This window comes from Caulobacter sp. (assembly GCF_049283275.1).
In the GTDB taxonomy this organism is placed as follows: Bacteria; Pseudomonadota; Alphaproteobacteria; order Caulobacterales; family Caulobacteraceae; genus Caulobacter.
In genome coordinates, this window is sequence record NZ_JBAPVS010000127.1 from 1 (window position 1) to 15,920 (window position 15,920).

The following is a 15,920-nucleotide window of genomic DNA, read 5'->3' on the forward strand; positions in this document are numbered from 1 at the left end:
GCGCTGACCATGCCCCAGACCGCGATCGCGCCACAAAGGGCGGCGAACGCGCCGAGCGAATAGGGAGATGACGTTGCGGCCAGGACTCGTGACGCCAAGAGCGATCCTCACAGACGGTGGTCGCCCAAAGAGACCGCGTCGAAGCGCGCTCTCATCCCACAGGCGTCCTTTCGGGATGATGAAGGTCGGCTCTATGCCGCGCCCGTAAGGCGAAAAGGCGGCGCAGCTTAACCATTGATCAAGCATGACCATGATCAGCGACACATATCCGTCGCAACATTACAGGAATGTCAGAACATTACTTTCAGTACACTTCTTTAATTACACGTCATGAATGAGACGTAACGAGTATTCGCAGAATGTCGCGAGTATACCTTTGGACATGGAGCGCAGGGACGCGCCACCGACATCAACCGAAGGGACAATCCGATGCGTAAGTTCTTCACCAGCCTGACCACCGTGGCCACTCTGACGCTGGCCGCCGTGCCCGCCCTGGGCCTGCTGCAAGCCGCCCACGCCGCCGAGCCGACCGCCACCGTCTCGCTGGCCGGCCTGAACCTCTCCAACCCCGCCCACGCCGCCGAATTCCAGGCCCGTATCGACACCGCCGCCGACAGCGTCTGCCGCGAACTGGCCAGCACCAATCCCGGCGGCGACTTCACGATGGCTGGCTGCAAGTTCGAGGCCCGCAAGCAAGTGAAGGCCCAGCTGTCCAAGAGCCAGCGCGAAGGCCTGCAGACGGCCGCCCGCGCCACGCCGGTCACGCTCGCCGCCCGCTGAGCCGCAGATGATCCAGACAAGCAAAAGGCCCCGGACGGGAACGTCCGGGGCCTCCTTCTTTGGGTCGTGAGTGCAGAATATGTATTGAGAACATTTCATGAACATGAAATCATGAGCCGCATCCAATCGAGGCGCCCATGACCCGCCATGCCAACGATTTCCTGGTTCTACGGCATCTCGATCCGCATGTTCTTCAACGACCATGCCCCGCCGCATTTCCATGCCTATTATGGCGGTAACCAAGCCCTGGTCTCAATCGCTACAGGTCAGATTTTCCGAGGGACGCTTCCGCTCAAACAGCGCCGTCTCGTCGAGCAGTGGGCGTTGCGCTACAATGAAAGCCTGATGGTCGCCTGGTCGCTGGCTAGCGCAGACGAGCCGTTCGAAAGAATACCGGGACTGGACGCCGACAATGACTAGTAAGATCGTTCATGTGCGCAAACTGCAGAAGCTTGGCGGCTATCGCCTCAAGCTCTGGTTCACGGACGGCCAGGCCGGCGAGTGGGACTTCTCCAACCTCGCGACCCGGACCGGTGCGGCCGCCGCACCCTTCCGCGACCCGGCCTATTTCGATCGCGTCTTTCTGGAGATGGGCGCCCTGACCTGGCCCAACGGCTACGATTGGAGCCCCCAGGCGCTGCACGACGACATGGCGGCGGCGGGGGCGCTGAGAGCCGAGACAGCGGCGGCGTAACCCCGACAAGCAAGAGGCCCCGGACGGGAACGTTCGGGGCCTCTTCTTTGGCGGTAGGATTCAGGCCCTAAAGCCCCTTCACGATCCCCTCGACCATCTTCTTGGCGTCGCCGAACAGCATCATGGTGTTGTCGCGGAAGAACAACTCGTTCTCCACGCCCGCATAGCCGCTGCTCATGCCGCGCTTGATGAACAGCACGGTGCGGGCCTTTTCGACATCCAGGATCGGCATGCCGTAGATCGGGCTTTGCGGGTCGGTCTTGGCGGCCGGGTTGGTGACGTCGTTGGCGCCGATCACGAAGGCCACGTCGGCCGTCGAGAACTCGCTGTTGATGTCCTCCAGCTCGAACACCTCGTCATAGGGGACGTTGGCCTCGGCCAGCAGCACGTTCATGTGGCCGGGCATGCGGCCGGCGACGGGGTGGATGGCGTACTTCACCTCCACGCCCTCTTCCTTCAGCTTGTCGGCCATCTCGCGCAGGATGTGCTGGGCCTGGGAGACGGCCATGCCGTAGCCGGGGACGATGATCACCTTGCTGGCGTTCTTCATGATGAAGGCCGCGTCGTCGGCCGAGCCCTGCTTGACGGGGCGCGTCTCGACCTTGCCGCCCGGGCCCGCCACGGCGTCGGCCGCGCCGAAGCCGCCGAGGATCACCGAGATGAAGCTGCGGTTCATCGCCTTGCACATGATGTAGGACAGGATCGCCCCCGACGAGCCGACCAGGGCGCCGGTGATGATCAGGGTGGTGTTTTCCAGGGTGAAGCCCAGGGCCGCCGCGGCCCAGCCCGAATAGCTGTTCAGCATCGACACGACGACGGGCATGTCGGCGCCGCCGATCGGGATGATCAGGGTGACGCCGATCAGCAGGCTCAGGGCGAAGATCGCCCAGAACGCCCAGATCGCCGAGCCGCCCGAGATCACCAGCACCACCACCATGGCGACGATGGCCAGGGCGATGACGATGTTCAGCAGATGGCGAGCCGGCAGCAGGATCGGCGCGCCGCCCATATTGCCGTTCAGCTTGGCGAAGGCGATGACCGAACCGGTGAAGGTGACCGCGCCGATGGCCAGACCCAGCGACAGCTCGATCAGGCTGTTGAGGTGCACATGGCCGTCAGGGCCGACGATGCCGTAGGCCGCCGGGGTGTAGATCGCCGCCACGGCCACCAGACAGGCGGCCATGCCGACCAGGCTGTGGAAGGCCGCCACCAGTTGCGGCATCGAGGTCATGGCCACCTTGCGGGCGATCACCGCCCCCACCGTGCCGCCGACCGCGATCCCGCCCAGGATCAGGCCGATGGTCACGGGATCCAGCGCGCCCTGTTTCCAGAGCGTCGCCAGGGTGGTCAGCACGGCGATGGCCATGCCGATCATGCCGTTGCGGTTGCCCGCCTGGCTGGTCACCGGGCTGGACAGCCCGCGCAGCGCCAGGATGAAGAGCACCCCCGAGACGATGTAGAGGATGGCGGCGAGATTGGCGTTCATGGTCTGATTTTCCCCAAGTGGCGGCCGCGGCTCACTTCTTCTCTTTCTTTTTGTACATGGCCAGCATGCGCTGGGTGACCAGGAACCCGCCGAAGATGTTGACCGCGGCGAAGGCGGCGGCGACGGCGCCGGCCCCCTTGGAGATCCAGGTCGAGGCGGCCACCGCGCCGCCTTCCAGCCCCGCGTCGGCGCCGTGCGCAGCGGCAGCTAGGAGCGCGCCGACGATGATCACCGACGAGATGGCGTTGGTCACGGCCATCAGCGGGGTGTGCAGGGCTGGCGTCACGCTCCAGACGACGTAGTAGCCCACGAAGATGGCGAGCACGAAGATCGCCAGGCGGAACACGGTGGGGTCGACGGCTTCCATCTTAATCCCTCAGTTGAAAGGCGGTGCGACCGCCCCCCTTTTCCAAAATCGACACAGTCGATTTCAACGTTGGCTTCGACAAGCTCAGGATGAGGACGGAATGATCCGCCCTCTCCCTGAACACCTCATCCTGAGCTTGTCGAAGGACGAGGTGTTCACGCAGTGAATTAGCCGGCCAGCAGCGACGGATGCACCACCGCCCCGCCCTGGGTGACCAGGGCCGCCTTGAGGATCTCGTCCTCGAAGTCGGGGGAGAAAGCGCCTTCCTTGTTCAGGAACAGGCTGGACAGGGCGAACAGGTTGCGGGCGTACAGCGCCGAGGCGTCGGTGGCGATGCGGCCGGGCAGGTTGGGGATGCCCAGGATCTTGACGCCGTTGGCGGTGACCGCCGTCTCGCCCAGCTTGGCGCCGACCACGTTGCCGCCGGCCTCGATGGCCAGGTCGACGATCACCGAGCCCGGCCTCATCGACGCCACCTGAGCGGCCGAAACCAGCTTGGGCGCCGGGCGGCCGGGGATCAGGGCCGTGGTGATGACGATGTCCTGCTTGGCGATGTGCGCGGAGACCAGTTCGGCCTGCTTGGCCTGATATTCCTTGGACATTTCCTTGGCGTAGCCGCCGGCGGTCTGGGCGTTCTTGAACTCTTCGTCCTCGACGGCCAGGAACTTGGCGCCCAGCGACTCGACCTGCTCCTTGGTGGCGGGGCGAACGTCGGTGGCGGTGACCACCGCGCCCAGGCGGCGGGCGGTGGCGATGGCCTGCAGGCCGGCCACGCCCACGCCCATGATGAACACCTTGGCCGCGGCGATCGTGCCGGCGGCGGTCATCATCATCGGCAGGGCCTTGCCATAGGCCTCGGCCGCCTCGATCACGGCGCGGTAGCCGGCCAGGTTGGCTTGCGAGGACAGCATGTCCATCACCTGGGCCCGGGTGATGCGCGGGATGAATTCCATGGCCAGGGCGCTGGCGCCGGCCTTGGCCAGGGCGTTCAGCGTGTCCTTGTCCTGATGCGGGTTGAGCGCGGCCGCGACGATCGCGCCCTTCTTCAGGGCGGCGATCTCGGAAGCTTCGGGGGCGCGGACCTTGAACAGGACGTCGGCGTCCTTCAGGGCCTCTTTCGCCGTCTTGACCAGCTTGGCCCCGGCCGCCTCGTAGTCGGCGTCCGGATACGAGGCAGCCGTCCCAGCCCCGGCCTGCACGACGACCGAGAAGCCGGCCGCAGCCAGCTTCTTGACGGTCTCGGGCGTGGCCGCGACCCGGGTTTCACCACCGCGGGTCTCTTTCGTGACGGCGATAACGGCCATCGGCATACCCCTCCCAAGAGCGCTGTTTGCTTAGATAAGCTTGCGCGTCTCTCTAGGGGATGTTCTTGCCCGATGTCGAGCCTTACGCTCGCGGCAGGGGCAAAAATATACCGATGTCCACCGGTGTCAGTGGGCGGAGGCGGGCTTTTCGCGCAGGAACACCACGCCCAGAACCGCCAGCACGACGCCGGGAATCACGCCGCCGATGAAACCGGCCGCGGTGCAGAACCATAGGGTGATGGTCAGCAGCAGGACGGCGACGGCCAGCGAGCCCCACTTGGTCATCTTGCCAAAGGCTTCGAAGGTCGCGGACTGTTCGTGGATGTCCATTTCACCGCGTTGGTAGTCGCCGGCCATGTGTGTGTCCTAGGTCGATAAGGAAAAACGCCCCGCCACCTACAACGTGCAGCGCGCCGGCTCAAGCCGCCGGAATGTCGCGGTTGGCTCAGGCCCCGCAAATGCACCGCGCTCGAACAGCCATGGCGGCCCGCCGATGCTGGAAAGTGCGCCTGTGGACGCCGCCGGTCGCCCGGTCTTTCAGCAAGATCGCCGCTCATCGCGCGCCGACCTCGGAAAGGGCCCGACATCGTTTCACCGAAAAAGAGTGTCATGCAAAAACTCTATCATCGGACGCAACGGCGACGTCGCGCGATCACGCAAAACATGACCCGAGGAGGCGTCAATGGCTGAAGCCACCACCCTGAAGCTCACGGTCTACCAACCCGACATCATGGCCGGCCCGGGCGAGCAGGTCGGCTTCGAATATGATCTGACCATCATCATGCCCGACCAGAAAACGGCGGTGAAAGGCGAGCCTTCGCAGGCCTCGGCGGCCCGTTGCGACGTGGTCCCGGTCACCGGCACGCTGGAGTTTCCCAACCCCGCCGCGCCCGTCATCTCGCCGTTCACCGGGCTGATGTTCATCTACGACAACGCGCCCCTCATCGCCTTTCCGCTGACGATCATCGCGCAGAGCGCCGACGAGATCCTGAAGTTCAACATGAACCTGAGCTTCCCGGCCTCGCCGCTTTACGTCTTCAGCGGCGCCATCATGTTCGGCGATTGGCCCGGACCGCTCAGCAACGTCACCGCCAGCTTCCTCTGCCCGCAGCCAGCCTAGCCGCCGCCAGAGCGTCTGCGCCGCTACGCCCAGCCCGCCAGCAAACCGCGCAACGCGCCGACGAAGGCCAGCGGCTGGTCGACCATCACGTGGTGGTCGGCGTCGGGGATGGCGACGCGCAGGACCGTGTCGGGCATTTCGCCGAACATGTAGTCCAGGGTTTCCTGGCCCATCAGGGCCGAGCGTTCGCCCCACATCACCGCCGCCGGGCAGGCGATGCGCGGCAGCAGCAGGCCCAGGTCCGGCATCGAGAACCGCTGCCAGATGGCCGGGTCGAACTTCCAGGTCCAGCCGCCCTCGACCTCTTTCAGCGAGCCCCGGGCGATGTGGTCGGCAATGTAGAGGTTCTCGCAGCCCTGCGGCGGGGCGAGCCGGAAGCGGCTCAACGCCTGCTCCAGGGTCGGATAGACCCGGTTGGCGGCGTCGGGACGCGATGGTGGCCCCTTCCAGCGCTTTTCCGGCGGCTGGATGCTGCTGTCGACCATGACGATCCCGCGCAGCCGGTCGGCGTGCTCGACGCCGCAATAGAGGGTGGGAAAACCGCCGAACGAGTGACCGACCAGGATCGGCTTGGTCCCGCCGGCTTCCAGCCCCGCCGCCTCGACCGCCGCGAAGATTTCGGCCGCGAAGGACTGCGCCGAATAGGCCGGCCGCCAGTCCGAGCCGCCCATCCCCGACCACGAGATCGCCGCGCATCGCCAGTCGGCCGCGAAGAACGGGGCGATGAAGCTCCACCAGTCGGCATGGGCGCCGTTGCCGTGCAGGAACAGCAGGCCCGGCTTGCCGACCTCGCCCCAGGTCAGCAACTCGATCTCGGCGCCGTCGACCAGAATGCGCGAGCGCTCGGGCGCGACCGCGACGGCGGCCTCGAACCAGGCCGGGGCGGGCGGCTTCTCGCCGTTGAACGGGCCCAGCAACGAGGTGGGCGCGGGACGGTCGTCGGCCATGGCTCAGGCCTTCTCTTTAAAGGCGATCTCGCCTGGACGGGGCGCACGCGGCGACAGCGCCTTGAAGACGCCGGTGCCGGTCATCAGGGTCCGCTCGCCGACCCAGATTCGGCCGCGCACGGTGAACACCAGGTCCTGTTCGGAGATCAGCTCGCCCTGCCCCTCGACGAATTCGCCCAGCTGGGCGCCCGACAGGAAGTCGCAGTTCAGCCGCACCGTGACCCAGGAATACGACTTCCGCAGCGAGATGATCCGCCCCCAGGCCATGTCGGCGAAGCTCATCAGCATGCCGCCATGGCAGTTTCCCAGGCCGTTGGTGTGGTGCTCCTCGACGCGGAAGCCCAGGGTCGCCTCGCCCGGCCCGGCGCGCTGCTCGTACAGGGGCCCGATCTGCCGGCCGAAGCCGCGCGACCAGTTCAGTTGGCTGTAGCCCTCGGGAATGGCGGCGGCCTGGGCGTCTGTGAGATCGTCGGACATGGGACAAAGTCTAACGAGCGTTTGAAGCGTGGCAAGCATGCCCCGAACGGAAGCCTGTCGCGCACCGTGTAAGGACGGCGCGGCCGCCGGCGTCTAACCTTTCGAAAACGGGGCGGATCATGGGCGCTGGACGGCAGGAGGACGAGACTTTCGCGGCATGGCTGTCGCCGCATCTGGGCGCCCTGCGCCGGGTGGCCCGCGCCTTCACCGAGCCCGCCGACCAGCACGACCTGATGCAGGAGCTTATGCTGGCGGTGTGGCGGGCCCGTCCGCGATTCCGGGCCGAAAGCGCCGATGCGACCTTCGTCTACCGCGTCGCCCACAACACCGCCCTCACCTGGAAGCGCGGCGAGAACCGCCGGCGGCGGCGACGCGAGGCGATCGAGGCGGAGATGGCCCTGCGGCTGACGGCGAACCACGCGCCGGAGACCAGCCTGCTGGACCGGCTCTACGACGCCATCCGCACCCTGCCGCCGCTGGACCGGTCGCTGATCCTGCTGTCGCTGGACGGCCAGCCCTACGCCCAGATCGCCCGGTTGCACGGTCTCAGCGAAACCAATGTCGGCGCGCGGCTCAGCCGTGTCCGCCGCCGTCTCACCGACCTTGTGGAGGAGCGCGACGATGGAGTTTGAGCGTCTCGAACAGGCCTGGCGCTCCCAGGCCAACACCCCCGACCAACAGGCCCAGGCCTATCTGATGGAGCAACTGATGCACGCGCTGAAAGCCCGCCGCCGCGGCGAGATCCTGTTTCTGGCGATCCCCGTCGCGACCATGACCCTGTTCACGGCGATCGCGGCCCGATCGATCCTGGACGGCCAGACCGACCTGGCCCGCGAATGGGGCGCCCTGGCCATGCTGGGCGTCTGCTGGGCGGTGCTGGCCGCGGTGATGATCACCGCCCTCCTAGCCAGACGGGCGCCGCGCGAGGGCTCGCCCGTGCGCCAGACCCTGGAGACGATGCTGGCGGCCAACCGGCGGGCGCGGGTCAACTACCGGATCTTCTGGATGAGCCTGCCGGTGTTCCTGGTCCCCCTGCTGTTCAGCGTGGTTCAGCTGAACGAGGTCGGCAAGACCACCGACCGGAACATGTGGCAGATGCTGCTGGTGTTCGGCGTCGCCCTGGGCGCCAGCGTCGGCTGGAACGCGTTGCGGTTCTTCAAGGTGCTGAAGCCCGAGCAGCGGCGGCTGGAGGGGTTGTTGGCGGAGTATCGGGAGTAGCCCGGACCGCCCCTACCCCGGCACGTTCCCGAACTTCCCGGCGTTGTAGTCGTCGATCGCCTGGATGATCTCCTCGCGAGTGTTCATCACGAACGGGCCATGCGCGAAGACCGGTTCGCCGATCGGCTGGGCGTGGCCCAAAAGGACCACCGCGCCGGTCGGCGCATCGAACGCCACGGCGTCGCCGTCGTCGTTCAGCTCGACCAGGTTCCAGCGCGGCGCTGTCTGGCCGCCGACCGCGATGTCGCCCGAGACGACATAGAGAAACACCGCCCGCCCCTGGGCGACCGGCAGGTTCACGGCCCCGCCCGGCGCCAGGCGCACGACGCTCATCTCGATGCCGATCAGCGACGGGAACGGGCCGCTCACGCCCGCCACCTCGCCCGAGACCACCTCGATCGTCGCGCCGCCCGCTTCAACCTTGGGGATTTCCGCGCCCTGCAGGCCCAGATAGTTCGGCGTGGTCATCTTCAGCCGGCTGGGCAGATTGACCCACAGCTGCAGGATCTCCAGCGGCCCGCCCGCCTGCTTGAAACTGGCCGGCGACAGCTCGGCGTGGACCAGACCGCTGCCGGCCGTCATCCACTGCACCCCGCCGGGACCGATGACGCTTTCATGGCCGCCGCTGTCCAGGTGCGACAGCTCGCCGTCCAGGATGAAGGTCACGGTCTCGAAGCCGCGATGCGGATGCGGCCCGAACGGCAGGCCGCGGTTGTGCGGCGGATAGACCTGCGGTCCGTGGTGGTTGAGGAACAGGAACGGGTCGAGCTGATCGATCGCCGGCCCGGGCAGCGGCCGCCGGGTGACGAGATCGCCGATGTCGTCGCGCTGGGCGGGGTGGAGGCGCTTGAGGGTGCGAGGGGTCATGATCGTTCTTTCTTGGCCCGGAAACCTCGTCCTTCGACAAGCTCAGGATGAGGTTTCCTAGTCAGCCGATTTCCAATTGATCCTCATCCTGAGCTTGTCGAAGGACGAGGATCACGCAGAGAGCCCGCCGCTAGGAAACCCCAGCCGCGCTCAACACCGCCGCCTGCCGGTGGGCCAGCCCCTCTTCCGAGAAGCCCTCCAGCGACTTTTCGAACAGGGCCTTCCAGTTATGCCGCGCCCCCAGGTGCAGGAAGGCCGCGCCCAGGCCGATGGCGGCGCGGTCCATGAACACGAACTCGCGGGGGATGGTGATCGGGCCCTTCTCCTTCAGCGCCTGGCGCACCTTGAAGGCCTCGCGGCGGCCGTACTCGCCGGGCGGCACGTCGTCGGCGACGCTGCGCACGCGGTCGTCCAGCAGCGGGCCGTAGATGAAGCGGGCCCAGACATTCAGCACGTCGACCAGGTCGTCGGTCAGATTGGCGAAGCCCCAGCTGCGATAGGCCTCGGTCTGCTCGGCGCGGTCATCGTTCGACAGGGCGCGATACAGCCGCACCACCCCGGCCACGAAGCGCGGTGGGAAGATGCGGATGCAGCCGAAGTCCAGCAGGTTCAGATGCGCCGCGCCGTCGCCGCCCTCGGGTCCGCCGAAGGTGTAGTTCCCCAGGTGCGGGTCGCCATGGATGATCCCCAGGTGGGTCATCGGGCTCCACCAGGCCTCGAACAGCAGGGCGGCGATGCGGTCGCGGGTTTCCTGCGGCGCGTCCTTGAAGGCCAGCAGGCCCCGGCCTTCCAGCCAGGTCATGCTGAGCAGGCGCTTGGTCGACAGGGCGGCGACGGGCTGGGGAACCCGGATGTCGTCACGGTCGGTGAAGAACCCGCCATAGACGGCCATCAGCTTGGCCTCGCGCTCGTAGTCCAGCTCCTCGCGCAGCCGGTCGCCGATCTCGACAATCATCTCCGTCGGGTCGATCGAGCCGTCCATCCGCTTGAACAGGCCGAACAGGCTGCGAAGTTGGCCCAGATCGCTTTCGACCGCGCTCTGCATGTCCGGATATTGCAGCTTCACGGCCAGGGCCCGACCGTCGGGAGCGACCGCGCGGTGCACCTGGCCCAGGGACGCGGCGGCGGCGGCCTCGTGCTCGAAGCTCTGGAACCTGGACGCCCAGTCCGGCCCCAGCTCGGCGGCCATCCGGCGGCGGACGAACGGCCAGCCCATGGCCGGAGCGTTGGTCTGCAGCTCGGCCAGCTCGGCGGCGAACTCCGGCGGCAGCAGGTCCGGCACGGTGGCGAACATCTGGGCCGCCTTCATCAACGGGCCCTTCAGGCCGCCGAGCGCGGCTCTCAACGCCTTGGCGTTGCGGGCGTCGGCGCTGTCGCCGCCGAACAGGCTGTTGGCGCCGTAGGACACGGCCGCGCCGGACAGGCCGGCGCCGACCTTGGCGAAGCGGGTCAGGCGGCCGGAGAGGCGGTCGCGTTCTGGATCGCGGGGATTATCGGCCATGCCGTAGACCCCCTCCGGCCCTCTGGGCCACCTCCCCCAGAGGGGGAGGGGCTAGGCCGAGTAGATGCTCCCCCTCTGGGGGAACTGTCGCGTAGCGACTGAGGGGGGTCACACCAGCGCCTCGAACTCGTCCACCAACCGCTCCAGCTGCGCGCAGCCCGCCGCCCAGAAGGCTTTTTCCCGCGGGTTCAGGCCGAACGGCTTCAGCGCCTCGACATAGGTGCGGGTTCCACCCGCCGCGAGGAGGTCCTCGTAGAGCGGCGCGAAGGTCTCCGGATCCTCGCGGCGCTTCTCCATCAGGCCGCGCACCAGCAGGTCGCCGAACGCGTAGGCATAGACATAGAACGGCGCGTGCACGAAGTGGCTGACATAGGCCCAGTAGTGCTCGTAACCTTCATTGAGGGTTACAGCTGGCCCCAGGCTCTCGGCCATCACCTCAACCCACAGCCGGCCGATCTGCTCCGGCGACAGCTCGCCGTCCTTGCGGGCCTCGTGGAAGCGCCGCTCAAAGCGGTGGAAAGCGATCTGGCGGACCACGGTGTTGAGCCCATCCTCGATCTTTCCGGCGAGAAGGCCCATGCGGTCCTTGGGCGTGGCCTCGGCCAGCAGGCGGTCGAACACCAGGCCCTCGCCGAAGATCGAGGCCGTCTCGGCCAGGGTCAGGGGCGTGTCGGCCAGCAGGGTGCCCAGCGGCGCGCATAGGGTCTGGTGCACGGCGTGGCCCAGCTCATGGGCCAGGGTCAGCACATCGCGCCGCTCGCCCATGTAGTTCATGAACACATAGGGGTGCCGCTCGGCGGTGACCGGGTGCGAATAGGCGCCCGACTGCTTGCCGGCGCGCGGCCGGGCGTCGATCCACGGTTGGTCGAAGAAGGTCTGGGCGGTGTCGGCGAACTTCGGGGCCAGGGCCTGGAAGCTTTCCAGCACGATGCCCTGAGCCTGCGTCCAGTCATAGCTCTTGGGGGTCGCGGCGGTCAGGGGCGCATTGCGGTCCCAGTAGTCGAGCGTCTTGCGGCCCATGACCTTGGCCTTCAGGGCGTAGTAGCGGTGCGACAGACGCGGATAGGCCTCGACCACCGCCTGCTCCAGGGCGTCGACCGCGTCGGCGTCGACCTCGTTGGCCAGGTGGCGCGATTGGGCGGGGTTGTCGAACCGGCGCCAGCGGTCCTCGACCTGCTTTTCGAAGGCCAGGGTGTTCATCACCAGGCCCTGGGTCGAAGCGCGCTCTTCCAGCGCCTTGGCCAGGCCGTCGGCGGCGGCTTTGCGGCGCTGGCTGTCCGGGTCGGACAGGCGGTTCAGCGCCTCGGGCAGGGTCAGGCTCTCCTGGCCGACCTGGGCGGTCAGCTTGGCCAGGGTCTCGTCATACAGCCGCACCCAGTTGGCCACCGCCGGGCCGCGATCGACGATGTAGCGCTCCAGGTCCGGCGTCAGTTCGTGCGGGCGCGACAGGCGCAGGCGGCGCAGCCATGGCGTCCAGCGGACGGCCTCCGGGTGGGCTTTCAGCGCCGCCTCCAGCTCGCCGTCCTCCAGTTGGTTCAGCTCCAGCGAGAAGAACAGGCTCTCTGCGGCGATGGACGAGGAACGGGCCCGCAGGTCGGCCTCGAACTTGGCCCAGGCCGGATCGTCGCGGGCGGTCGAGGCGGCCAGGCTCGCATAGGCCCCTACGCTCCACAGGCCGTTGGTGGCCTGCTCATAGAGCTTGACGCCGCGATCCAGCAGAACGCCCAGGCGCTGAGGCTCGCCCCGCGCCTGCAGGAACAGGCCCTCCAGGCTGGCCAGTTCGTCGTTGGCGGCCTTGGCGGCGGCCAGGTCGATCTCGATCTTCGGATCGTTGCGGCCGGCATAGAGGTCGGCGAGGCTCCACTCGGGCGGGGCGTCTGTCTTGAAGGGCGCGTTCATGGCCTCGGATATGGCCCTGTCCAAAGACGCGCGCAATCGTGACCTTGGGGTTTCCGCTTCACCGTCCCCGCCGTTCCGTCTGATCCATCAGCCAGGCGAACAGCGCCGCCAGCAGATAGGCCGACAGCGAGGCGATCACCATCTGCGGCGCTCCGCCGGTCGGCGGGGCCAGGATGCTGACCAGCTGCAGGCCGACCAGCAGCACGATGAACAGCGGCGTGGTCCAGCCGCTATGGCCCTGCAGGCCGCGCCGCCAGCCCCAGGCCGTCGCGGCGACCGCCAGCAGCCCCATCTCCAGCGCCTGCTCGGGCGCGGGGTGGTTCCACCAGCCCAATCCCACCTTCGGTCCGCCGAACCCCAGCGGCAGGTCGGGCCGATGGACCAGGAAATCCAGTCCCCAGTGCGAGGCCACCACCAGCCCCACGGCGATCGCGGCGGCGCGCGGCAGTTTCAGCAGGAACCGCGCGGCCAGGCCCGCCGCCAGCGCCCAGGCCGCCACGGCGGGCAGGCCGTGGGTGTAGGGCATGTACGACAACACCAGCGGGTTGCCCGGCAAACGCGGGTCCAGGCTCATCTTCTCGACGCCGACCAGGACCAGGACGGCCCAGGCCACGTCCACCGCCTGGGCGCCCAGCACATAGGTCCAGAACGGCGCCTTGGGCTGTACGGCCTTCGCCGCCAGAGCGGCCGCATAATGCCCGACGAACATCATCCCCTCCACGCTACGCTGGGTAGAGAGGCTAGGTCGGATCGCGGCGCCTGAACAGCCGCCGCCTGGAGGCCGATCACGTCGTCCGCATTACCGAGAATTAAAGGGCGCGTGGCCGAGTCGCGCCTTAGGATATCACTGGTCGGCAAAGGGGTGTCGACGAGGGCAAATCAATGATCAAGGTCGCCGTTTCCGTCGCTCTGGCCGTGGGCCTCCTCGCCGCGCCGCCGGCGATGGCCGCGGACAAGCCCCCCGCCCGTCAGATGGGCTGGTTCTCCCAGACCGTCCGCAGCGTCGTGGTGTTCCACAGCTGCACCGAGCGCCTGAAGGAAAAGTTCAAGATCGGGCCGCTGAACGGCATCGAGGTCACACATATGGACGCCAACGGCGCCGATCCGTCGGGCGCGATGGACGTCCGTTTCGAGGCCGTCACCATCGAGAAGAAAACCCAGCGCAAGAGCCGGTTCGTCGGCGTCTGTCACATCGGGCGCGAGGGCGAAACGCGCATCGACGCCCGCCTGGTCAGCCAGGCCGGCGGCGGCGTCGTCCGCCGCGTGCCGGCCGGCAAAATCGCGGGTTGAACGGACAGTTTGTCACACCTTGTTAAGGGCGACCGTTAATCCCTGACTCATGTCTCCGAAACCCGCTCTTTACCCTGCGCCTGTATCACTCTGAGCCAACAAGAGCCCCGTCCCATGTTGGACGCGGCCGGTTCAACGGGTGTCTGCAATGACCAAGACGGTTCTCGTCGTAGACGACGATCCGACTCAAAGGCGGCTGATCCAAGCCGTCCTGGAGCGCGAAAGCTTCGCGGTCTCGCACGCCGAGAACGGCGACGCGGCCATGGCCCATCTGGCCAGCGGCGCGCCGGTCGACGTGATCCTGCTGGACCTGGTCATGCCGGGCCTGTCGGGCCAGGACACCCTCAAGGAAATGCGCGCGCGCGGCTTCACCCAGCCCGTGATCGTCCTGACGGCTTCGGGCGGCGTCGACACCGTGGTCAAGGCCATGCAGGCCGGCGCCATCGACTTCTTCATCAAGCCGGCCAGCCCCGAGCGGATCACCGTGTCGATCCGCAACGCCCTGTCGATGGGCCAGCTGAAGGGCGAGGTCGAGCGCCTGAGCAAGCGCGCCGGCAACCGCGCCACCTTCGCCGACCTGATCGGAACCTCGCCGGCCATGACCCAGGTCAAGCGCGTGGGCGAGCGCGCGGCCAAGAGCTCCATTCCCATTTTGATCACCGGCGAGAGCGGGGTCGGCAAGGAGCTGATCGCCCGCGCCGTGCACGGGGGATCCGACCGCGCGGGCAAGCCGTTCGTGGCCGTCAACTGCGGCGCCATCCCGGAGAACCTGGTCGAGTCGATCCTGTTCGGCCACGAGAAGGGCAGCTTCACCGGCGCCACCGACAAGCATCTGGGCAAGTTCAAGGAGGCCGACGGCGGCACCCTGTTCCTCGACGAGGTCGGCGAACTGCCGCTGGACATGCAGGTCAAGCTGCTGCGCGCGCTGCAAGAGGGCGAGATCGACCCGATCGGCTCCAAGCGTTCGCAGAAGGTGGACGTGCGCATCGTCTCGGCGACCAACCGCGACGTGGCCCACGCCGTGTCGCAGGGCCGGTTCCGCGAAGACCTCTACTACCGCCTGAACGTCTTTCCGATCGAAGCCCCGTCCCTGCGCGAGCGCCGTGAGGACATCCCGGCCCTGGTCGAGGCCTTCATCCGCCGTTTCAACGTCGAAGAAGGCAAGCGGGTGGTCGGCGCCGCGCCGGAGACCCTGCGCATCCTCACCGCCTTCGACTGGCCCGGCAATGTCCGCCAGCTGGAGAACGCGGTCTATCGCGCCATCATCCTGGCCGACGCGCCCTATCTGCAGCCCTACGACTTCCCGGCGATCTCCGGGATCGTGGCGCCGCCTCTTGAAGGCATGCCTACCGAAGCCACGGCCTCCGGCGGCGGCGAGACCGACCTGCCGTCCGTGTTGCAGGCCGCCCACGCCGCCATGGCCCGCACCCCGGCCCAGGACGCGCCCGTGCGCATCCTCGACGACCGCGGCCATCTGCGGACCCTGGAGGAGATCGAGCGCGACCTGATCCAGCACGCCATCGAGGTCTATGCCGGCCACATGTCGGAAGTGGCCCGGCGCCTGGGCATCGGACGCTCCACGCTCTATCGCAAGGTTCGCGAACAGGGCATCGACGTCGATCTGAAGGAAGCCTCTTAAGCGGCGGCGCCGGTCAAGCGCTGATCGCCAGTCGGGCCGAGACCTCGACTTCGGCCTCCGCCTCGGCCGGCTCATCGATCCGAACCCAGCCGGCGTCGGTGTGGCGGACCAGGCCCGCCTCTTCCAGGCCCTTGAGCTCCAGCATGACAGCCGCCAGCGGAATGGCGCGCGCCCATCGCCGCGTCAGCTTGCGCGAGATTTCCGAGGCCGCGATCGCCGCGTCGCCGTTGCCCAGCACCAGCAGGATCATCTCGCGGGCCGAGCGCGGCTTGCGGCCGCGTCGCGCCGCGCCGCTGGCGAAGCTGACGGGCTCGCCGTCCAGCCCCCCAGG

General features: G+C 67.6%; 18 protein-coding genes and 1 pseudogene. 8 read left to right on the top strand and 11 right to left on the bottom strand.

The features are described from left to right. The first annotated feature begins 429 nt into the window (after positions 1 to 429). The 3 genes from WAL33_RS06125 to WAL33_RS06135 all read left to right on the top strand — a co-directional run bounded on the left by WAL33_RS06125 (position 430) and on the right by WAL33_RS06135 (position 1,474). A complete protein-coding gene (locus WAL33_RS06125; RefSeq protein WP_422179500.1) occupies positions 430 to 780 on the top strand; it encodes a UrcA family protein in 351 nt (116 codons plus the stop codon). A 147-nt stretch (positions 781 to 927) separates the two neighbouring features. Beyond that, positions 928 to 1,200 carry a DUF4160 domain-containing protein gene (locus tag WAL33_RS06130; RefSeq protein WP_422179502.1) on the top strand — a complete coding sequence of 91 codons (273 nt, stop codon included), beginning with the start codon at positions 928 to 930 and terminating at the stop codon, positions 1,198 to 1,200. Next, complete coding sequence (locus WAL33_RS06135; RefSeq protein WP_422179504.1) at positions 1,193 to 1,474, top strand: DUF2442 domain-containing protein; 282 nt, start codon at positions 1,193 to 1,195, stop codon at positions 1,472 to 1,474. The genes WAL33_RS06130 and WAL33_RS06135 overlap by 8 nt, the downstream gene beginning before the upstream one ends. A gap of 67 nt (positions 1,475 to 1,541) precedes the next feature. On the opposite strand, the gene WAL33_RS06140 is transcribed toward WAL33_RS06135, so the two are convergent. The 4 genes from WAL33_RS06140 to WAL33_RS06155 all read right to left on the bottom strand — a co-directional run bounded on the left by WAL33_RS06140 (position 1,542) and on the right by WAL33_RS06155 (position 4,988). Continuing rightward, on the bottom strand, positions 1,542 to 2,960 hold the full coding sequence (locus WAL33_RS06140) for an NAD(P)(+) transhydrogenase (Re/Si-specific) subunit beta (RefSeq protein ID WP_422179506.1): 1,419 nt from the start codon (positions 2,958 to 2,960) through the stop codon (positions 1,542 to 1,544). Positions 2,961 to 2,991: 31 nt separating this feature from the next. Continuing rightward, the gene (locus WAL33_RS06145; protein WP_422179508.1) at positions 2,992 to 3,327 is read right to left on the bottom strand and encodes a proton-translocating transhydrogenase family protein; all 336 of its coding nucleotides are present in this window, start codon (positions 3,325 to 3,327) and stop codon (positions 2,992 to 2,994) included. 167 nt (positions 3,328 to 3,494) lie between these two features. Further along, positions 3,495 to 4,637 carry a Re/Si-specific NAD(P)(+) transhydrogenase subunit alpha gene (locus WAL33_RS06150; protein ID WP_422179509.1) on the bottom strand — a complete coding sequence of 381 codons (1,143 nt, stop codon included), beginning with the start codon at positions 4,635 to 4,637 and terminating at the stop codon, positions 3,495 to 3,497. A gap of 120 nt (positions 4,638 to 4,757) precedes the next feature. Beyond that, positions 4,758 to 4,988 (bottom strand): aa3-type cytochrome c oxidase subunit IV, encoded by a 231-nt coding sequence (locus tag WAL33_RS06155; RefSeq protein ID WP_422179511.1) that lies wholly within the window; start codon positions 4,986 to 4,988, stop codon positions 4,758 to 4,760. A 325-nt stretch (positions 4,989 to 5,313) separates the two neighbouring features. Here WAL33_RS06155 and WAL33_RS06160 point away from each other — a divergent pair, with 325 nt between their 5' ends. After that, complete coding sequence (locus WAL33_RS06160; protein WP_422179513.1) at positions 5,314 to 5,751, top strand: hypothetical protein; 438 nt, start codon at positions 5,314 to 5,316, stop codon at positions 5,749 to 5,751. A gap of 23 nt (positions 5,752 to 5,774) precedes the next feature. On the opposite strand, the gene WAL33_RS06165 is transcribed toward WAL33_RS06160, so the two are convergent. Further along, complete coding sequence (locus tag WAL33_RS06165) at positions 5,775 to 6,698, bottom strand: alpha/beta fold hydrolase (protein WP_422179515.1); 924 nt, start codon at positions 6,696 to 6,698, stop codon at positions 5,775 to 5,777. Positions 6,699 to 6,701: 3 nt separating this feature from the next. Further along, positions 6,702 to 7,175, bottom strand: coding sequence for a PaaI family thioesterase (locus tag WAL33_RS06170; RefSeq protein WP_422179517.1), 474 nt, complete (start codon positions 7,173 to 7,175; stop codon positions 6,702 to 6,704). A gap of 119 nt (positions 7,176 to 7,294) precedes the next feature. Here WAL33_RS06170 and WAL33_RS06175 point away from each other — a divergent pair, with 119 nt between their 5' ends. After that, positions 7,295 to 7,807: an RNA polymerase sigma factor gene (locus WAL33_RS06175; protein WP_422179519.1), complete on the top strand. Its 513-nt coding sequence runs from the start codon at positions 7,295 to 7,297 to the stop codon at positions 7,805 to 7,807. Next, positions 7,797 to 8,393: a hypothetical protein gene (locus tag WAL33_RS06180; protein WP_422179521.1), complete on the top strand. Its 597-nt coding sequence runs from the start codon at positions 7,797 to 7,799 to the stop codon at positions 8,391 to 8,393. Before WAL33_RS06175 ends, WAL33_RS06180 begins: the two co-directional genes overlap by 11 nt. 12 nt (positions 8,394 to 8,405) lie before the next feature. Here WAL33_RS06180 and WAL33_RS06185 read toward each other — a convergent pair whose 3' ends face one another. The 4 genes from WAL33_RS06185 to WAL33_RS06200 form a co-directional block, all read right to left on the bottom strand. Beyond that, a complete protein-coding gene (locus tag WAL33_RS06185; RefSeq protein ID WP_422179523.1) occupies positions 8,406 to 9,260 on the bottom strand; it encodes a pirin family protein in 855 nt (284 codons plus the stop codon). A gap of 130 nt (positions 9,261 to 9,390) precedes the next feature. Further along, positions 9,391 to 10,761 (bottom strand): ABC1 kinase family protein, encoded by a 1,371-nt coding sequence (locus WAL33_RS06190; protein WP_422179525.1) that lies wholly within the window; start codon positions 10,759 to 10,761, stop codon positions 9,391 to 9,393. A 108-nt stretch (positions 10,762 to 10,869) separates the two neighbouring features. Beyond that, the gene (locus WAL33_RS06195; RefSeq protein WP_422179527.1) at positions 10,870 to 12,660 is read right to left on the bottom strand and encodes a M3 family oligoendopeptidase; all 1,791 of its coding nucleotides are present in this window, start codon (positions 12,658 to 12,660) and stop codon (positions 10,870 to 10,872) included. Between the two features lie 58 nt (positions 12,661 to 12,718). Next, positions 12,719 to 13,369, bottom strand: coding sequence for a hypothetical protein (locus WAL33_RS06200; protein WP_422179529.1), 651 nt, complete (start codon positions 13,367 to 13,369; stop codon positions 12,719 to 12,721). Between the two features lie 173 nt (positions 13,370 to 13,542). On the opposite strand from WAL33_RS06200, the gene WAL33_RS06205 reads away from it, so the two are divergent. Both WAL33_RS06205 and WAL33_RS06210 read left to right on the top strand, forming a co-directional pair. Further along, entirely contained in the window at positions 13,543 to 13,950 is a 408-nt protein-coding gene (locus tag WAL33_RS06205; RefSeq protein ID WP_422179531.1) for a hypothetical protein, read from the top strand. A 148-nt stretch (positions 13,951 to 14,098) separates the two neighbouring features. After that, complete coding sequence (locus tag WAL33_RS06210) at positions 14,099 to 15,589, top strand: sigma-54-dependent transcriptional regulator (protein ID WP_422179533.1); 1,491 nt, start codon at positions 14,099 to 14,101, stop codon at positions 15,587 to 15,589. 13 nt (positions 15,590 to 15,602) lie between these two features. Here WAL33_RS06210 and WAL33_RS06215 read toward each other — a convergent pair. Then, positions 15,603 to 15,920: pseudogene (locus WAL33_RS06215) on the bottom strand (hypothetical protein); the annotation flags it as partial.